Origin of the sequence: Ramlibacter pallidus, assembly GCF_015070875.1 — a bacterium.
Classification (GTDB): Bacteria; Pseudomonadota; Gammaproteobacteria; order Burkholderiales; family Burkholderiaceae_C; genus Ramlibacter; species Ramlibacter pallidus.
Genome location: NZ_JADDIV010000006.1, coordinates 344,243 through 359,551, shown reverse-complemented (window position 1 = coordinate 359,551; position 15,309 = coordinate 344,243). Strand labels below are relative to the sequence as shown.

Sequence of the window (15,309 nt, the reverse complement as noted above, 5' to 3'; positions counted from 1 at the left end):
GAAAAATCCTATGGCCCAGTACGTCTACACCATGAACCGCGTCGGCAAGATCGTGCCGCCGAAGCGGCAGATCCTGAAGGACATTTCGCTCAGCTTCTTCCCGGGCGCGAAGATCGGCGTGCTGGGCCTGAACGGCTCGGGCAAGTCCACGCTGCTCAAGATCATGGCCGGCCTCGACACCGAGATCGAGGGCGAGGCCATCCCGATGCCGGGCCTGAAGATCGGATACCTGCCGCAGGAGCCGCAGCTCGATCCCGAACAGACGGTGCGCGAGGCCGTCGAGGGCGGCATGGGCGAGGTCAACCAGGCCAAGGCGCGGCTCGAGGAGGTCTACGCGGCCTACGCCGAGCCCGACGCCGACTTCGACAAGCTGTCGGAGGAGCAGCAGAAGCTGGAGGCGATCATCGCCGCCGCCGGCGCGGAAAGCGGCGGGGAACACCTGCTGGAGATCGCGGCCGACGCGCTGCGCCTGCCGCCGTGGGAAGCCGTGATCAAGAACCTCTCGGGCGGCGAGAAGCGCCGCGTGGCCCTGTGCCGCCTGCTGCTGTCCAAGCCCGACATGCTGCTGCTGGACGAACCCACCAACCACCTGGACGCCGAGTCCGTCGAGTGGCTGGAACAGTTCCTGGCGCGTTTCTCGGGCACCGTGGTGGGCATCACCCACGACCGCTACTTCCTGGACAACGCCGCCGAGTGGATCCTGGAACTGGACCGCGGCCGCGGCATCCCCTACAAGGGCAACTACTCCACCTGGCTGGAGCAGAAGGAAGCGCGCCTGGAGCAGGAGCAGCGCACCGAGGACGCCCGCACCAAGGCCATGAAGAAGGAACTGGAGTGGGCCCGCCAGAACCCGAAGGGCCGCCAGGCCAAGAGCAAGGCGCGCCTGGCCCGCTTCGAGGAACTGTCCGACTACGAATACCAGCGGCGCAACGAGACCAACGAGATCTTCATCCCGGTCGGCGAACGCCTGGGCCACGAGGTCATCGAGTTCGTCAACGTCAGCAAGTCCTTCGGCGACCGGGTCCTCATCGACGACCTGAGCTTCAAGGTGCCGGCCGGCGCCATCGTGGGCATCATCGGCCCCAATGGCGCGGGCAAGTCCACGCTGTTCAAGATGATCTCCGGCAGGGAGAAGCCGGACTCCGGCGAAGTGAAGATCGGCAAGACGGTGCAGATGGCCTTCGTCGACCAGCACCGCGACGACCTGGCCAACGACAAGACCGTCTGGGAGGACATCTCGGGCGGCCTGGACATGATCCAGATCGGCAAGTTCACCATGGCCAGCCGCGCCTACTGCGGCCGCTTCAACTTCAACGGCGGCGACCAGCAGAAGAAGGTGGGCATGCTCTCCGGCGGCGAACGCGGGCGGCTGCACCTGGCCAAGACCCTGCTGCAGGGCGGCAACGTGCTGCTGCTGGACGAACCCTCGAACGACCTGGACGTCGAAACCCTGCGCGCGCTGGAAGACGCGCTGCTGGAGTTCGCGGGCAGCGTGATGGTGATCAGCCACGACCGCTGGTTCCTCGATCGCATCGCCACGCACATCCTCGCGGCGGAGGACGAAGCCAAGTGGGTGTTCTTCGACGGCAACTACCAGGAGTACGAGGCGGACAAGCGACGCCGCCTCGGCGAGGAAGGTGCACGGCCGCACCGGGTGCGCTATAAAGCGCTGAAATGACAGCGCGGTAGAGCGCGCAATCCGGCGTCCCGCGGACGCCGGACCCACACCGTCCGAGGGGGCCGCCACATGGGCGTGCAGCAACCACAGTACCAGTCGCTGTACCGCGCCAGCATCAAGGAAGCCGCCATGCAGGGGGCGGCCCTGATGCAGGCCACGCTCGTGCGCGCGCTGCGCGAATGGCCGGACACGGCGGCGCGCATGGACGACGTCATCGAGCGCGGCGTGCTGCTGGAGGCGCTGGCGGTCCTGAAGGAGCGGCAGCAGGCGCTGACCGATGCCTTCCCGCAGGCGCTGCTGGCCGAGTTCGCGCATGCGATCGCCGGCGAGCGCAGCGCGGCGCTGAACTTCGACGCGCTGTCGCTGCTGGGGGATGAGCAGGTGCAGGAGAACGCCGACCTGGTGCGCGCCGCCCGCGCGCTCGAGGAGGCGGTGCAGCCGCGGCTGGCGGAACTGGAAGCCGCGCTCGCCGCCGCCCAGCTCACGCCGCGCGGCGCCGCGCAGCGCCATCCCTTGCGGCCCGAGGTGTACGTGCGCGCCGTCTACCGGCTCGCGCGGCAAAGCCCGCTGTCGTCGTCGGTGCGCCGCCGCTGGCTGCGCCACCTGCCGCCCCTGATGGCGCCGGACCTGCTGCAGTCGTACGCCGTCGTGGCGAAGCGGATCGCGCCGGCGGAAACGGCCCTGGTGCCCGCGGAGGTCGCGCAGGAGGCACGTGACCGCGCCACGCAGCTCACCATCCGCGAGCTGCAGAAGCTGCTCGCCGGCGAGCCGGGCGAGGGCGCCGGCGAAGCCTTGATCGTCTTCGACGAGAGCGACTTCCAGCACACGGTGCCGGCGGCGCTGGAGATGGTGCAGGACATGCGCAAGGTCGACCAGCTGATGCTCCAGCTGCGGCAACGGCAGGCGGCGATGCCGGGGCGGGAGCAGGACAGCCTGGTGGCCTTCCGCGACGCCTTGCGGCAGGAGGCGAGGAAGCCCGCGCAGGCCCTCGCCGTCGAAGTCGTGCAGCTGATGATGGACAACCTGGCTGCCGACGAGCGCCTGCTGCCCCAGGTGCGCGAGGTCGTGCGCGACCTCGAGCCGCCGCTGCTGCGGCTGGCGCTGGTCGACCCGCGCTTCTTCAGCGACCGCGAGCATCCGGCGCGCCAGCTGCTGGAACAGCTGACGCAACGCAGCCTGGCCTGGACGTCGGCCGAAGATCCTGCCTTCCAGACCTTCATGGGGGCCTTGCAGGAGGCCACGGAAGCGCTGCTGGACACGCGGGCCAGCGGCCCCGAGACCTTCGAGATCGCGCTGGCGGCCCTGGAGGAGGCGTGGGACGAGGCGCAGCCGCGTGGCCGCCGCAACCGCGAACGCGCGGTGCGCGCGCTCCTGCGCGCGGAGCAGCGCAACCTGCTGGCCGGCGAACTCGCGCGGAAGGTCCTGGAGCGGCCCGACGCCGCCGGCGCGCCGCCCGAGGCGCTCGCCTTCCTCACCGGGCCCTGGTCGCAGGTGATGGCGCAGGCAAGGCTGGTGGACGGCAGCGGCTCGGAGGATCCCGGCGGCTATGGCTGGGTGGTGCAGACCGTGTTGTGGAGCGTGCAGCCCGCGCTGACGGCGCGCGTGGCGGGCCACCAGCAGACGCTGCGCAACCGCATCCACGAGGGCCTGGCGAGCATCGACCACCTGCCGGCCGACACGCAGCGCTGGCAGAACCTGCTGGCGGCGCTGCGCGACCTGGCGATGTCGGTCGCGACGGGCACGGCCTTGCGCGCGGCCGGTCCCGAGCCCGCACCCGAGCGTGTCGACACTTGGCTGGCGCCGCTGGAGATGCACGAGTCGGGCTTCGTGCCCGATGCGGGCGTGCAGCTGGCGTCGACGGCGGCGGAGCCGGACGCCCTGCCGCCGCAGGAGCTGGCCGTCGGCGCCTACGTCGACCTGCTCTCCGACGGCTGGGAGCGCTGGCAGCTCACCTGGGCCAGCCCGCACGGCCTGCTGTTCATGTTCACGCACGCAAGCGGTGCCACCCGCTCGATGACGCGCCGCAAGCTGCACCACACGCTGCAGCAGGGCGCGCTGCGCCTGGTGTCGTCGCATCCCGTCGTCGACGGCGCGCTGGACGCGGTGGCGCACGCCGCCTGGCGCAACAGCGGCACCGCGTAGGGCTGCGCCGCGGCGGCTACGCCTGCCAGACGCCGAAGCCCTTCTCGCGCAGGGCGATCCCCAGCTCCACTTCCATCTCCACGGCCGCGTGGTACGGCATCGGGTTGTAGACCGCATAGAGGTCCGGACGCAGCCGCACGCCGTGCTGCTGCACGTAGGGGTTGGCCTGGATACCCGCCTTGTGGCGGTCGAACCGGACGTCGGGGTCCAGGCCCGTCATGCCGACGTAGACGAAGGGCATGCCGAGCCGGTAGTCCGGGTTGCAGCGGCGGAAGCGCGCGCTGTTCCACACCGCATCGCCGAGTTCCACGACGTACACGTGGTAGTGCAGGCGCGGCTTGCGGGGCATGGCCTCAGGGCAGGTGGCGCCAGCCGCCTTCGACCTTCACCTCGCCGCGGATCGAATGCGCCAGGTCGCAGTGCGCGTGCGCTTCGTGGTGCAGGTGGGCGATGGCCGCGTCGTCCGGCACCCGCGCGCCGCGCAGCACGACCTGGGGCCGCAACAGGACTTCGGTGATGCCCCGGTGGCCGTCGGCGAAGCGCCCCATGCGGCCCTCGGCGTCGTCCGTGTAGCGGTCGACCACGAAGCCGGCGCCGGCGGCCAGCGAGAGGAACCACAGCATGTGGCAGCTGGACACGGCCGCCACCAATGCTTCCTCGGGATCGACCGCGGCCGCATCCGAGTAGGGCAGCCGCACGGAGTGCGGCGAGCTGGACGCCGGCACGACGGTGCCGCCGTCGAAGCGCCAGCGGTGTGCGCGGCTGTACTTGCCGTCCGTGAAGGCGGCGTCGCCGCGGGACCATTCGATGTTGCAGGCGTAGTTCGCCATACCTTCCTCCTTCAGGCCGGGCGCAGCGCGGCGAGCGCGCTGCGCTCGGTGGCCGCGAGGTGCTCCTGCAGGACGCGGCTCGCGGCCTTCGCATCGCGCTTGCGCAGCGCCCGGATCAACGCGTGATGTTCCTGGTGCCAGCCCTGGGCGCGGGTGGAAGGCTTCAGCCGCGTGAAGTAGAAGCGGTCCACCAGGTAGCGCAGCCGCCGCACGATCACCATGGACTCCGGGCGCTGCGCGGGCGCGTAGAGCGCCTCATGGAACTCGCGGTCGCCTGCCAGCCAGTCCGCCACCGAATGCGCCTTGTCCAGGGCGGCCTGGATCGTTTCGACCCGGTTGATGCTGGACGCGTCGTGCAGCGGCACCGCCTCGGCCAGCACGTCGGCCTCGATGAGCCAGCGCAGCCGGAACAGTTCGCGCAGGTCCGCGGGGCTGACCGTGCGCACGTACATGCCCTTGTTCGGGACCATCTCCAGCAGGCCCTCGGCCTGCAGCTGGAACAGGGCTTCGCGCACGGGCACGCGGCTGACGCCGAGTTCGGCGGCGATCTCCTCCTGCCTCAGCGGCGCGCCCGCGGCCCAGCGGCCGTGGTCGAGCGACTGCCTCAGCAGCTGCGTCACGGCGGAGGAAGTGGTCCGGGCAATGGAAGAGGCGGGCATCGGCTGAGTTATACGTGTATACAATCTGACCCACAAGCAACCTATGGCTTGCGCGCAACACACGCCGTTGCGCATGCCTCTGCAGCAGCGCGGGTGCCTTCAAACCCATGAGTTTTTCACGCCTACACGCCATGTAGGACGAGACGCTGTAACAGCACGAACTTTCTCCGACACGGCCCCTCCGACCGTACTTGTCGCAACTCACGCAGGGACCCGAGGAATGAAAGAGCGCCTGGCTTCGCAAGTGACCTCCGTGCACAACGTGCTGATGCTCGCCGGCATGCTCGGCGTCGGCCTCACCGGATCCATGGGGACCACGCCTGCGCCGACGTCCGACACGCTGGCCCAGCGGGTGCAGGCCGGCAAGGTGGCGGAAGTCGCCGCGCAGATCGCGGGCCTGGAGCTGAAGGTGCCGAAGATCGCCTTCGGCACGCCGACGCCCGCCTCGCCGCTCGGCTTCAAGCACGACCATTACGAGCAGCTGCGTTCGCAGATGCGCTGGCTGCCCGTGCGCTACGCCGGCACGGTGCTGAAGACGCCCGACCCGACCTCCCGCATCCTGCTGGCGCAATCGGCCGCCGAGAAGGCCGGCCTGCAGGAAGTGGGGCTGAGCTACCACGACGTCTACGGCATCATCAACGCGGAGACCTCGTGGATCCCGCGCATGGGTTCCAGCAAGGACGGCACGCCCAACCTCGGCATCGCGCAGTTCGAGCCCGCCACCGCGAAGGCCGTGGGCCTGACGGACCCGCTGGACCCGGTGCAGGCGGTGCACGCCGCCGCGCTGCACCTGAAGGACGCCGCCCGATGGAGCGCGCGCCGCATCGCCGGCCTGAAGCTCACGCCCGAGCAGCATGCGCAGAAGCTGCGCGAAGGCGTCTCGATCTACTACAACCTGTCCACCAAGGGCCGCAACACCTGGAACGGCATGAACACCGCCAAGCTGCCGGTGGAAACGCGCCGCCACATCGCCAATGCGCGCGTCGGCGCGCGCGAGGCCGCGGAGCTGGAGGCGCAGCTCGCGCAGCTCAAGCGCCGCATGAACCAGCCCGGCGTCATGACCGTCTCGCTGCCGGACAGCGGCAGCTGAGCGCCGGCTAGATCTCTCCCGCGGCGGGCAGGTGCAGCTCGCCGATGCGCACGCCGCGGGCCGCGCGCACCGCCCGCACCACCGCCAGCGCGCAGGCCTCCGCGGCCATCGCGGCCAGCGTCATCATCCCCGGCGTCCGGCCGCTCGCGCCGGTGGCCAGCGCGAACAGCGCATCGCCGTCGGAGAGGGTGTGCACCGGGTTGATGGAGCGCGCCAGCCCGTCGTGCCCCACCGTCGCGAGCCGGCTGGCCTGCACCTTGGTCAGCACGGCGTCGGTGGCGATCACGCCGATGGTGGTGTTGCTGCCGGCCAGCATGGGCCTGGGTGCATCGCCGCGCAGCAGCGCACGCCGCGAGTCCAGCAAGTGCAGGCCGTCCTCCGTGCGGGCTCCGGCGATCACGCGGCCGGTGTCCGGGTCGACCACGTCGCCCAGCGCGTTGCAGGCGATGAGCGCACCGACGGTCACGCCGCCGGCGGTGACCGACGCGGTCCCGATGCCGCCCTTCATCGCGCGGTGGAAACCGAAGATCTTGCCGACCACGGCGCCCGCGCCGGCGCCGATGCAGCCCTCGGCCGGTGCACTGCGCGACGCTGCCTGGCACGCCGCATAGCCGGCCGCCGCGTCGGGGCGGACGCGCTGGTCGCCCAGCGGCAGGTCGAACAGCACCGCGGCGGGCACGATCGGGATGCGGGCCGGACCCACGTCGATGCCGATGCCCTGTTCCTCCAGCCAGCGCATCACGCCGCCGGCGGCATCCAGGCCCCAGGCGCTGCCGCCCGAGAGCAGCACGGCATGCACGCGTTCCACCACGTTCTGCGGGGCGAGGAGGTCGGTCTCGCGCGTGCCCGGGGCGGCACCGCGCACGTCGACGCCCGCGACGGCGCTGCCGCGGGCCAGCACCACGGTGCAGCCCGTCGGACGGCGGGCGTCGGTGAAGTGGCCCACCTCGATGCCGGCCACGTCGGTGATGGAGGAGGTCATGGCCGATTATGTGCGGCCCGCCGGTTCAGGCCCAGGCCCAGCGCGCCGCCGCGGTGATGCCGGCGATGCACAGCAGGTCCAGCTTCCAGCCCGCGCGCATCATCATCCGCTGCGGCACGCGGCCGGTGCCGAACACCATCGCGTTGGGCGGCGTGGCCACCGGCAGCATGAAGCCGCACGAAGCGGCCAGTGCGATCGCCATCGCCATCGCCTCGGGCGCGAGGCCCAGCGCCGGCGCCATCGGCATGAACAGCGGCAGCGCCAGGGCGGCGCTCGCCGTGTTGCTCATGAGCTCGCTCAGGAGGACGATGAAGGCGACGACGCCCAGCAGCAGCAGCGTGGGCGGAGCGCCCGCCAGCAGCGCCAGCAGGCGTTGCACGAGGAAGGCGCTGGCGCCGCTGGCATCCATCACGCTGCTCAGCGCCAGGCCGCCGCCGAACAGCACCAGCACGCCCCATTGCACCTGGCGCTCGAGCGCGCGCCAGTCCAGCGCGCCGGTGGCGAGCAGCGCGACGACCGCGGCGATGCCGACCAGCGCGCTGGTGTCGCTCGCGATGCCGAGCAGCCGGCCCAGCGTGGCGCCACCGGCCCAGCCGGTGACCGTGGCCACGAAGATGAGGGCCGTCGCGATCCGCGCGCGGTCCCAACGCCAGGGCGCGGGCGCGACGGCGATGCGGCCGGCCAGCCGCGGCCGCAGCGACAGGTACAGGACCAGCAGCATGCCCGTCCAGAGCAGCAGCGCCACGGGGGCGGCACGCGCGAACCAGGCGCCGAAGGAGAGGCCGGCGTGGGCGGACGCCATCGCATTGGGCGGCGTGCTGACCAGCGAGGCCATGCCGCCGAGGGCGCAGCTGTAGGTGAGCGCCAGCAGCGTGAACGCCTGCTCGCCGGGACCGGGAGCCTCGTCCTGCCCGTCCAGCAGCGCCAGGGCCAGCGGCAGCATCAACGCCGCCGCGGCCGTGTTGCTCATCCACATCGAGGCCAGCGCGGTGAAGCCCGCCAGCAGCACCACGGCGCGCGCCCGCCGCCCGCCCGCCATCTGCAGCACGCGGGAAGCGAGCGCCTGCGCCAGCCCGTGCTGCTGCAGGGCGGCGGCCAGCGCGAAGCCGCCGAGGAACAGGAAGAGGATGGGGCTCGCGAAGGGCGCCAGTGCCGGCGCGGGGGCCTGGATGCCGGTGAGCACCGCGAGCAGCGGCACCAGCAGCGCCGTCGCCGCGAGCGGCAGCGCCTGCGTCAGCCAGAGCGCGGCGGCCAGCGTGAAGATGGCCAGGCCGGCGCGCACCGGGGCGTCCGCGGGCGCGGCCCACCACGCGAGGGCTGCCGCCGCCAGCGACGCGGCCAGCCACGGCAGGCGGATGTGCTGCCTGTCGCCGGCCGCGCCCGGTGCGTGCGCCAAGGCCTACTTCTGCGCCGCGTGGTACGAAGCGTAGACCCGCGGCTCGCCGGAGCGGGCGACCAGCAGCACGTCGTAGGGGTCCCGGCGGTTGCCGTACGCCGGCCCGTCCATCCCGGGCGAGCCCACCGGCATGCCGGGCACCGCGAGCCCGACGGCCTGCGGCTTTTCCCGGAGCAGGCGGCGGATCTCGCGTGCCGGCACGTGCCCCTCGATCGCATAGCCGCCCACCAGGGCGGTGTGGCACGACCCGAGCTTGGGCGGGATGCCCAGCCTGGCCCGCATCGCGTTGTTGCCGGTGTCGTTCAGCTTCACGGCGAAGCCCTCCGCCTGCAGGTGCCGGACCCAGTCACCGCAGCAGCCGCAGTTGGGGTCCTTCCACACTTCGACGAGGACCGCGGGTGCGGCCTTCTGCGCGAGCGCGGCGAACGGCCATGCGGCGGCGGCCAGGAGCAGGTGGCGCCGGTTCTGGAGGAGGTTCATGGTTGTTGCTTCCGGGGGGCGTCAGGGGCATCGTAGCCGCGCAGCTGCTGGTAGCGCGCGACCTGCTGCGGGGTGAGCAGGGCGGTCTGCTGCAGGTGCGTGCGCAGGTGGGCGGCGCGCAGTTGCGCCTGCAGCTCGCCGATCTGGCCGGTCAACTGCGCGAGGGACGCCGCGTCGACGGTGCGCTGCGCGAAAGCCTGGTCGAGCCGGCGCTCCGCTTCGATCGCGCGGGCGCCGAGTTCGCGGGCTTCGCCGCGGTGCGCCCGCATCAGCGCCTCGGTCGCGGTTCGTTGCCCGGGCGAGAGTCGCAGCGCCTCCGCGTGCTCCAGCACGTGCAGCGGACCGGGATAGCCGTTGAGTTCGGCGGCCAGCGCGTAGCGCAGGCCGTGGCCTTCGCGCAGGCCTTGCGCTTCTTCCGCCGACAGCGCCTTGATCTCGCGCGACTGCAGGCCGGCATAGGGGGACGCGGGGGCGGCATGCGCGGCGTGGGCGCCATGGCCGCCGTGCTGCGCGGATGCGCCGGTCGCGACGAGCGCGGCGGCGAGGAGGGTGGATCGGATGTTCATTGCGTTTTCCTTCGACGGACCTGCCTGCGCACGACGTCGTGGCGGCAGGGATCCCTTGCCGGGACGGGCGTCCGGGAGGTCGGGCCACCCGGACGGATTTCGGGCCTGGAAGTCAGGCGCGCGGCGGCTTGAAGGCGAGTTCGGGCTCGGTGCTGGCATGGCCGTGCACCTCGCGTTCGGGTGCGCCCTGGCGCAGCGGCGGCCCGGCGAGCAGGTCCACGGTGGGCGCGAGCGCGGCCGCCGAACACACCTGGCAGCTGGCGCAGCTCCCGGTGTCGGGCGTCGCTGGGGCACCTTCGTCTGCCGGCGCGGCGCGGTGCCCTTCGCAGTCGGATGGAGCGGCATGGACGGCTGCCGCCGTGCCCGCCACGGCCAGGTGCTGCTCCAGCATCTGGCCGGCCAGGACGCCGCCCGCCAGGCCGCGCAGGGGCAGCAGCAGGACCAGGACGACGAGCAGCCAGCGGTGCATGGGCGGATGATAAGCGCGGCCTCCGTCCCCGGTTTGAGGAAGGACAAGTCCTACAGCCGATCCAATGGATTCTCCGACAGGGCCGAATCGCTGGGCTTCCTACAGTGGGCGTTCCGCCGGCATGCGCCGGCATCTTCCCCACCACGACCCCGCCGAGAGAGGAACCACCATGAACGCCGAAACGTCGTCCCAGAACCCCTTCCCCACCAGCGCCGAGACGTCCGGCACCAGCGGCGCCAACGGCAGCGGCCTCAACGGCGATGCCAACCGCGTCCGCCGCATGGCCCAGAGCCTGCACGAAGCCGTCGACTCGCTGGAGCAGAAGATCGGCTCCAGCAGCGAGCGCGTCATGAGCATGCAGCAGGAGTACGGCGACATGGCCCGCGAGCAGGTGCGCGCCAACCCGCTGGCCGCGCTGGGCGCCGCCTTCGCCGCCGGCTTCATCATCTCCCGCATCCTGCGCTAAGGAGCGCCGGGCGCTACGCGCTCCCGGTCGCGAGCTCCCGCCGCGCCTGCCGCAACACGGCCAGGCCGGCGGAGAGCGCAAGGCCCGCCATGACCGCCGCGACCAGCAGGTCCGGCCAGCGGGTCCCCGTCCCGAACACCCCCACCGCCGCCAGCAGCACCGCCAGGTTGCCGATCGCGTCGTTGCGCGTGCACAGCCACACGCTGCGCATGTTCGCATCGCCTTCCCGGTAGGCGTACAGCAAGGCCGCCACGGCGACGTTGGCCACGAGCGCGAGCACGCCCACGATGCCCATCGTCAGCGGCTCGGGCACGTCGCCGGCGAGCGCCGACCAGCCGGCGCGCGCCAGCACCAGCACGCCGAACAGCAGCATGCAGGCGGCCTTGAACAGGGCCGCGCGCGCCCGTGCCACCAGCCCCAGGCTCAGGACGGCGAGCGAGAGCGCGTAGTTGCCCGCATCGCCGGCGAAATCGATCGCGTCGGCCAGCAGCGACACCGAACCGGCGGCGACGCCGGCCGCGACTTCGACCAGGAACATGAGCGCGTTGACGACCAGGGCGATCCACAACACGCGCGCGTAGCCGGGTGGCACCGGGCCGTCGGGCAAGGCCCCGTGGTCGTGGTCGTGGCCGTGGCCGTCGCCGGCGTGGTGGTGGTGCAGGCCCATGGTGGTCTCAGCGTTCCCGCGCCGGTGCCGGGGGTGGAAGCGGCATCCCGCGGCGCTGCATCACCTCGCGCAGCCGGTCGGGATAGTCGGTGATGATGCCGTCGACGCCCCAGGAGAGGAGGCGCTCCATGTCGGACGGTGCATTGATGGTCCAGGGCGTCACCTTCAGCCCCAGCGCCTGCGCTTCCCTGACCAGCGCCTCGGTCAGGGCGCCGCCGTTCGGGGCCCACGCGGCACCGCCGGCCGCCTTCACCAGGCGCGGCACGCTGCCGCCGTGGTCCGACAGCAGCAGGCCGGCCGTCCAGGCGGGGTCGTTCACGTTGTTCGTGTTCGCGGTCTGGATGGTCAGGTAGGACGTCGGCAGACCGGGCTGCAGTTGCTGCACGCGCTGCAGGGTGCGCCAGTCAAAGCTCTGGATCGTCACGCGGTCCGCCACGCCGGCCGCGCGGATGGCGGCCAGCAGGGCATCCGTCATCGCTTCGACCGAGGCCGTGTCATCGGGCTGGCGCGGCGAGAGCTTGGTCTCGATGTTGAAGCGCACCGGGGCTCCGCGCCCGCGCACCAGCGCGAAGACCTCGGCCAGCGCCGGGATCCGCGTGCCGTCGCGCGGCTGCTGCGTGGCGAAGGTGCGGGCATAGGGCGACTCCGGCGCGATGCGGCCCACGTCGTAGGCCTGCAGTTGCGCCGCGGTCAGGGACTTCAGCAGCGGCCCCGGTACGGACAGCCAGCGCCCCGAGGCGTCGCGCGTGATCGCCGGGTTCAGTGCCGGGTCGTGCGACACCACGACGACGCCGTCCGCCGTGAGGCCGATGTCCAGTTCGAGCGTGGTGACACCGAGGTCCAGCGCGCGCTCGAACGCGGGGAGCGTGTTTTCCGGCGCCAGGCCGCGGGCGCCGCGGTGGCCCTGCAGGTCGAACGCGAAGGTGGAGACCGAGGCGAAGGCCGCCAGCAGGGCGGGCAGGACGCGGCGGAAGGCACTGTGCATGCGGCCATTCTGCCGTGGGGCCGGGAGGCCCGGCCCGCGCAGGGCTGCTGCCCGGTGCCGGTTCAATCGAGCTTCGCGCCCGATTTCTTCACGGCATCGGCCCAGCGCGGCATCTCCGCGGCCAGGAACTTCGCGAAGTCCTCGGCCCCGAGGAAGGCCGGGTCCGCGCCCTGCGCGATCATGCGGTTGCGGATCTCCGGGCTGGTGAGCACCTGCCGGAAGGCGTCGCTCAACTTCGCGGTGACGTCGCGCGGCAGGTTCGCCGGGGCGAGGAAGCCGTAGAAGCCCACCACTTCGAAATCGCGCAGGCCCGTCTCCATGACGGTGGGGATGTCGGGCAGGGCCGGGTTGCGTTCGCGGCTGGTGACCGCCAGCGCTTTCACCTTCCCCTGCTTGTGGTACGCCGCGGCCTGCGGGATCGATTCCGCCATGAACTGCACCTGGCCGCCCATCAGGTCGGTGAACGCCGGCGCGCTGCCGCGGTACGGGATGTGCACCATGAACAGGCCCGTGGCGCTCTTGAACATCTCGGGCACCAGGTGGCTGATGCCGCCGTTGCCCGCCGAGCCGTAGTTCACCTGGCCCGGCCGTGCCTTGGCATAGGCCACGAACTCCGGCAGGGAGCGCACCGGCACCTGCGGGTTCACCAGCAGCGCGAGCGGCTGCATCGCGGTGCGCGCGATCGGCGTGAAGTCGCGCAGCGTCTGGTAGGGCAGGCGCGTGTAGAGCGCCGGGTTGATCACCATCACGCCGGTGTTGGCCAGCATCAGCGTGTAGCCGTCGGCGGGCGCCTTCATCACGTCCTGCGCGCCGACCGTGCCGCCGGCCCCGGCCTTGTAGTCGATGACGACCGGCTGCCCGAGCACGGCCTGCAGCCGCTCGGACAGCAGGCGGGCATGCTGGTCCAGCGGGCCGCCGGCGGGGAAGCCGATCACGAGCCGGATGGGCTTGTCGGGATAGGCGGCGAGCGCGCTGCCGGCAAAGGCCGCCAGCGCGAGGGCTGCGGCGAACTTCCACGAACGCATGGGGTCTCCTCCTTGGGTCGGGCCATCTTAGCGGCGCGCTGTACGTCGCCTGGGCGACGTCGCGTGGGACTTCCCCCCATGCGGCGGCTGCCGGCATTGGCTATGGTGGCCGGCTCAGGAGTCCCGCCTTTTCCATGGATCGTCCGCACCACAAGTCCTGGCCCAAGCGCCTGCCCCATTCGCTCACCGTGCCCGCCACTTCGCTGTGGGACAACCTGGCGATCAGCGCCCGCCGCTATCCCGAAAAGGCGGCCATCGTCTTCTTCGGCCGCCGCTACCCGTATGCCGAACTCCAGCGCCAGGCCGAGCGCCTGGCCGCGCGCCTGCACGCAATGGGCGTGCGCAAGGGCGACCGGGTGGTGCTGGACATGCAGAACTGCCCGCAGCTGGTCATCGCGCATTTCGCGATCCTGCGCGCCAATGCGGTGGTGGTGCCCGTCAACCCGATGAACCGGGCGGAGGAGCTCAAGCACTACATCGTCGACCCCGACGCGAAGGTGGCGATCACCACGGCGGACCTCGCGGCCGAGATCGCCCGGGCCGACGCCGAACTGCCGCAGGAACAGCGGCTCGCGCACCTGGTCGTCACGCAGTTCACCGATGCGTTCGATCCCGCCGCCCCGGATGCGGGCCCGATGCCGGAGGCCTGGAAGCCGTGGCTGCTGACGCGGCATGCCCTGCCCGAACTGGCGAGCGGCCGCGTCACCGCGTGGACCGAGGCGCTCGCCAACGACCTGCCGCTGCCGCCGGTGGAAGTGGGCCCGGCCGACCTCGCCGTGCTGCCGTACACCAGCGGCACGACGGGCAACCCGAAGGGCTGCATGCACCCGCACCGCAGCCTGCTGCACAACGCGATGGCGAGCAGCCTGTGGGGCAACGCCACGCCGGAAGCCGTCACGCTGCTGGTGGTGCCGATGTTCCACATCACCGGCATGGTGAGCGTGATGCACTCGAACATCTACACCGGCTCCACGCTGGTGATGATGCCGCGGTGGGACCGCGACGTGGCCGGCTGGCTGATCTCCAACTGGCGGGTCACCAACTGGACCAACATCCCGACCATGGTCATCGACCTGCTCGGGAGCCCGAACTTCGGCAGCTACGACCTCTCCAGCCTCGCCTACATCGGCGGCGGCGGGGCGGCGATGCCGCAGGCCGTGGCGCAGCGGCTCTACGACCTTTTCCAGCTGCGGTACGTGGAAGGCTACGGCCTGACGGAGACGGCGGCGCCCTCGCACACCAACCCGCCGGATGCGCCCAAGCAGCAGTGCCTGGGGGTGCCTTTCCTCAGCTGCGACGCGCGCGTGGTCGACCCCGAAACGCTGCGTGAACTGCCGCCGGGCGAGTCCGGCGAGATCCTGATCCACGGCCCGATGGTCTTCGACGGTTACTGGAAGCGTCCGGATGCGACGGCCGAAGCCTTCGTCATGCTGGACGGCAAGCGCTTCTTCCGCTCCGGCGACCTCGGGCGCATGGACGAGGACGGCTACTTCTTCATGACCGACCGGCTCAAGCGGATGATCAACGCCTCGGGCTTCAAGGTCTGGCCGGCCGAGGTCGAGGCCCTGATGTTCCGGCACCCGGCCATCCAGGAAGCCTGCGTGATCTCGGCGCGCGACACGTACCGGGGCGAGACGGTCAAGGCGGTCGTGGTGTTGCGGGCTTCCCACCAGGGGAAGGTGAGCGAGCAGGACATCGTGGAATGGTGCCGGCAGAACATGGCGGTCTACAAGGTGCCGCGCATCGTCGAGTTCGCCGCCGCGCTGCCCAAGAGCGGCAGCGGGAAGGTGATGTGGCGTGCCCTGCAGGAGGCCGAGCCCCGGGGCTGACGAAGGGCGGCGGAGGACAAGGCTGTCGGAAAGGGCCTACAACGC

General features: G+C 71.6%; 16 protein-coding genes. 5 read left to right on the top strand and 11 right to left on the bottom strand.

Annotated features, from left to right (window positions below; genetic code table 11):
* Positions 1-10: 10 nt before the first annotated feature.
* Entirely contained in the window at positions 11-1,678 is a 1,668-nt protein-coding gene (ettA, locus tag IM787_RS21305; protein WP_193678729.1) for an energy-dependent translational throttle protein EttA, read from the top strand.
* Positions 1,679-1,747: 69 nt separating this feature from the next.
* A complete protein-coding gene (locus IM787_RS21300) occupies positions 1,748-3,820 on the top strand; it encodes a DUF1631 family protein (RefSeq protein WP_193678728.1) in 2,073 nt (690 codons plus the stop codon).
* 16 nt (positions 3,821-3,836) lie between these two features.
* Here the strand turns inward: IM787_RS21300 and IM787_RS21295 are convergent, their stop codons facing one another.
* From IM787_RS21295 to IM787_RS21285, 3 genes are read right to left on the bottom strand one after another with little or no spacing between them, the layout of a single operon-like run.
* Positions 3,837-4,169, bottom strand: coding sequence for a hypothetical protein (locus IM787_RS21295; protein ID WP_193678727.1), 333 nt, complete (start codon positions 4,167-4,169; stop codon positions 3,837-3,839).
* A gap of 4 nt (positions 4,170-4,173) precedes the next feature.
* On the bottom strand, positions 4,174-4,650 hold the full coding sequence (locus IM787_RS21290; RefSeq protein ID WP_193678726.1) for an OsmC family protein: 477 nt from the start codon (positions 4,648-4,650) through the stop codon (positions 4,174-4,176).
* A gap of 11 nt (positions 4,651-4,661) precedes the next feature.
* A complete protein-coding gene (locus IM787_RS21285) occupies positions 4,662-5,309 on the bottom strand; it encodes a GntR family transcriptional regulator (protein ID WP_193678725.1) in 648 nt (215 codons plus the stop codon).
* Between the two features lie 220 nt (positions 5,310-5,529).
* On the opposite strand from IM787_RS21285, the gene IM787_RS21280 reads away from it, so the two are divergent.
* The gene (locus IM787_RS21280; RefSeq protein ID WP_193678724.1) at positions 5,530-6,399 is read left to right on the top strand and encodes a transglycosylase SLT domain-containing protein; all 870 of its coding nucleotides are present in this window, start codon (positions 5,530-5,532) and stop codon (positions 6,397-6,399) included.
* A 7-nt stretch (positions 6,400-6,406) separates the two neighbouring features.
* On the opposite strand, the gene IM787_RS21275 is transcribed toward IM787_RS21280, so the two are convergent.
* The 5 genes from IM787_RS21275 to IM787_RS21255 all read right to left on the bottom strand — a co-directional run bounded on the left by IM787_RS21275 (position 6,407) and on the right by IM787_RS21255 (position 10,292).
* Positions 6,407-7,381: a P1 family peptidase gene (locus tag IM787_RS21275; RefSeq protein WP_193678723.1), complete on the bottom strand. Its 975-nt coding sequence runs from the start codon at positions 7,379-7,381 to the stop codon at positions 6,407-6,409.
* Between the two features lie 25 nt (positions 7,382-7,406).
* Positions 7,407-8,777, bottom strand: coding sequence for an SLC13 family permease (locus IM787_RS21270; RefSeq protein ID WP_227494540.1), 1,371 nt, complete (start codon positions 8,775-8,777; stop codon positions 7,407-7,409).
* Positions 8,778-8,780: 3 nt separating this feature from the next.
* A complete protein-coding gene (locus IM787_RS21265) occupies positions 8,781-9,257 on the bottom strand; it encodes a DUF411 domain-containing protein (protein ID WP_193678722.1) in 477 nt (158 codons plus the stop codon).
* Positions 9,254-9,823, bottom strand: a complete 570-nt coding sequence (locus IM787_RS21260) for a Spy/CpxP family protein refolding chaperone (protein ID WP_193678721.1) — start codon at positions 9,821-9,823, stop codon at positions 9,254-9,256. The genes IM787_RS21265 and IM787_RS21260 overlap by 4 nt, the downstream gene beginning before the upstream one ends.
* A gap of 112 nt (positions 9,824-9,935) precedes the next feature.
* Positions 9,936-10,292: a hypothetical protein gene (locus IM787_RS21255; RefSeq protein ID WP_193678720.1), complete on the bottom strand. Its 357-nt coding sequence runs from the start codon at positions 10,290-10,292 to the stop codon at positions 9,936-9,938.
* Between the two features lie 169 nt (positions 10,293-10,461).
* Here IM787_RS21255 and IM787_RS21635 point away from each other — a divergent pair, with 169 nt between their 5' ends.
* On the top strand, positions 10,462-10,758 hold the full coding sequence (locus IM787_RS21635; RefSeq protein WP_227494539.1) for a hypothetical protein: 297 nt from the start codon (positions 10,462-10,464) through the stop codon (positions 10,756-10,758).
* 13 nt (positions 10,759-10,771) lie between these two features.
* On the opposite strand, the gene IM787_RS21245 is transcribed toward IM787_RS21635, so the two are convergent.
* The 3 genes from IM787_RS21245 to IM787_RS21235 all read right to left on the bottom strand — a co-directional run bounded on the left by IM787_RS21245 (position 10,772) and on the right by IM787_RS21235 (position 13,435).
* Positions 10,772-11,425, bottom strand: coding sequence for a cation efflux transmembrane domain-containing protein (locus IM787_RS21245; protein WP_193678719.1), 654 nt, complete (start codon positions 11,423-11,425; stop codon positions 10,772-10,774).
* Between the two features lie 7 nt (positions 11,426-11,432).
* A complete protein-coding gene (locus IM787_RS21240; RefSeq protein ID WP_193678718.1) occupies positions 11,433-12,410 on the bottom strand; it encodes a glycerophosphodiester phosphodiesterase in 978 nt (325 codons plus the stop codon).
* Positions 12,411-12,472: 62 nt separating this feature from the next.
* Positions 12,473-13,435 carry a Bug family tripartite tricarboxylate transporter substrate binding protein gene (locus tag IM787_RS21235; protein ID WP_193678717.1) on the bottom strand — a complete coding sequence of 321 codons (963 nt, stop codon included), beginning with the start codon at positions 13,433-13,435 and terminating at the stop codon, positions 12,473-12,475.
* A gap of 134 nt (positions 13,436-13,569) precedes the next feature.
* Between IM787_RS21235 and IM787_RS21230 the strand changes: the two genes are divergently transcribed.
* Positions 13,570-15,264, top strand: coding sequence for a long-chain fatty acid--CoA ligase (locus tag IM787_RS21230; RefSeq protein ID WP_193678716.1), 1,695 nt, complete (start codon positions 13,570-13,572; stop codon positions 15,262-15,264).
* The last annotated feature ends 45 nt before the right edge of the window (positions 15,265-15,309 follow it).

Coding starts and splice junctions, on each gene's coding strand:
- IM787_RS21275 (WP_193678723.1), bottom strand. CDS start 7,381: ATGACCTCCTCCATCACCGACGTGGCCGGCATCGAGGTGGGCCACTTC.
- IM787_RS21240 (WP_193678718.1), bottom strand. CDS start 12,410: ATGCACAGTGCCTTCCGCCGCGTCCTGCCCGCCCTGCTGGCGGCCTTC.
- IM787_RS21245 (WP_193678719.1), bottom strand. CDS start 11,425: ATGGGCCTGCACCACCACCACGCCGGCGACGGCCACGGCCACGACCAC.
- IM787_RS21255 (WP_193678720.1), bottom strand. CDS start 10,292: ATGCACCGCTGGCTGCTCGTCGTCCTGGTCCTGCTGCTGCCCCTGCGC.
- IM787_RS21280 (WP_193678724.1), top strand. CDS start 5,530: ATGAAAGAGCGCCTGGCTTCGCAAGTGACCTCCGTGCACAACGTGCTG.
- IM787_RS21265 (WP_193678722.1), bottom strand. CDS start 9,257: ATGAACCTCCTCCAGAACCGGCGCCACCTGCTCCTGGCCGCCGCCGCA.
- IM787_RS21295 (WP_193678727.1), bottom strand. CDS start 4,169: ATGCCCCGCAAGCCGCGCCTGCACTACCACGTGTACGTCGTGGAACTC.
- IM787_RS21230 (WP_193678716.1), top strand. CDS start 13,570: ATGGATCGTCCGCACCACAAGTCCTGGCCCAAGCGCCTGCCCCATTCG.
- IM787_RS21260 (WP_193678721.1), bottom strand. CDS start 9,823: ATGAACATCCGATCCACCCTCCTCGCCGCCGCGCTCGTCGCGACCGGC.
- IM787_RS21285 (WP_193678725.1), bottom strand. CDS start 5,309: ATGCCCGCCTCTTCCATTGCCCGGACCACTTCCTCCGCCGTGACGCAG.
- IM787_RS21635 (WP_227494539.1), top strand. CDS start 10,462: ATGAACGCCGAAACGTCGTCCCAGAACCCCTTCCCCACCAGCGCCGAG.
- ettA (WP_193678729.1), top strand. CDS start 11: ATGGCCCAGTACGTCTACACCATGAACCGCGTCGGCAAGATCGTGCCG.
- IM787_RS21290 (WP_193678726.1), bottom strand. CDS start 4,650: ATGGCGAACTACGCCTGCAACATCGAATGGTCCCGCGGCGACGCCGCC.
- IM787_RS21300 (WP_193678728.1), top strand. CDS start 1,748: ATGGGCGTGCAGCAACCACAGTACCAGTCGCTGTACCGCGCCAGCATC.
- IM787_RS21235 (WP_193678717.1), bottom strand. CDS start 13,435: ATGCGTTCGTGGAAGTTCGCCGCAGCCCTCGCGCTGGCGGCCTTTGCC.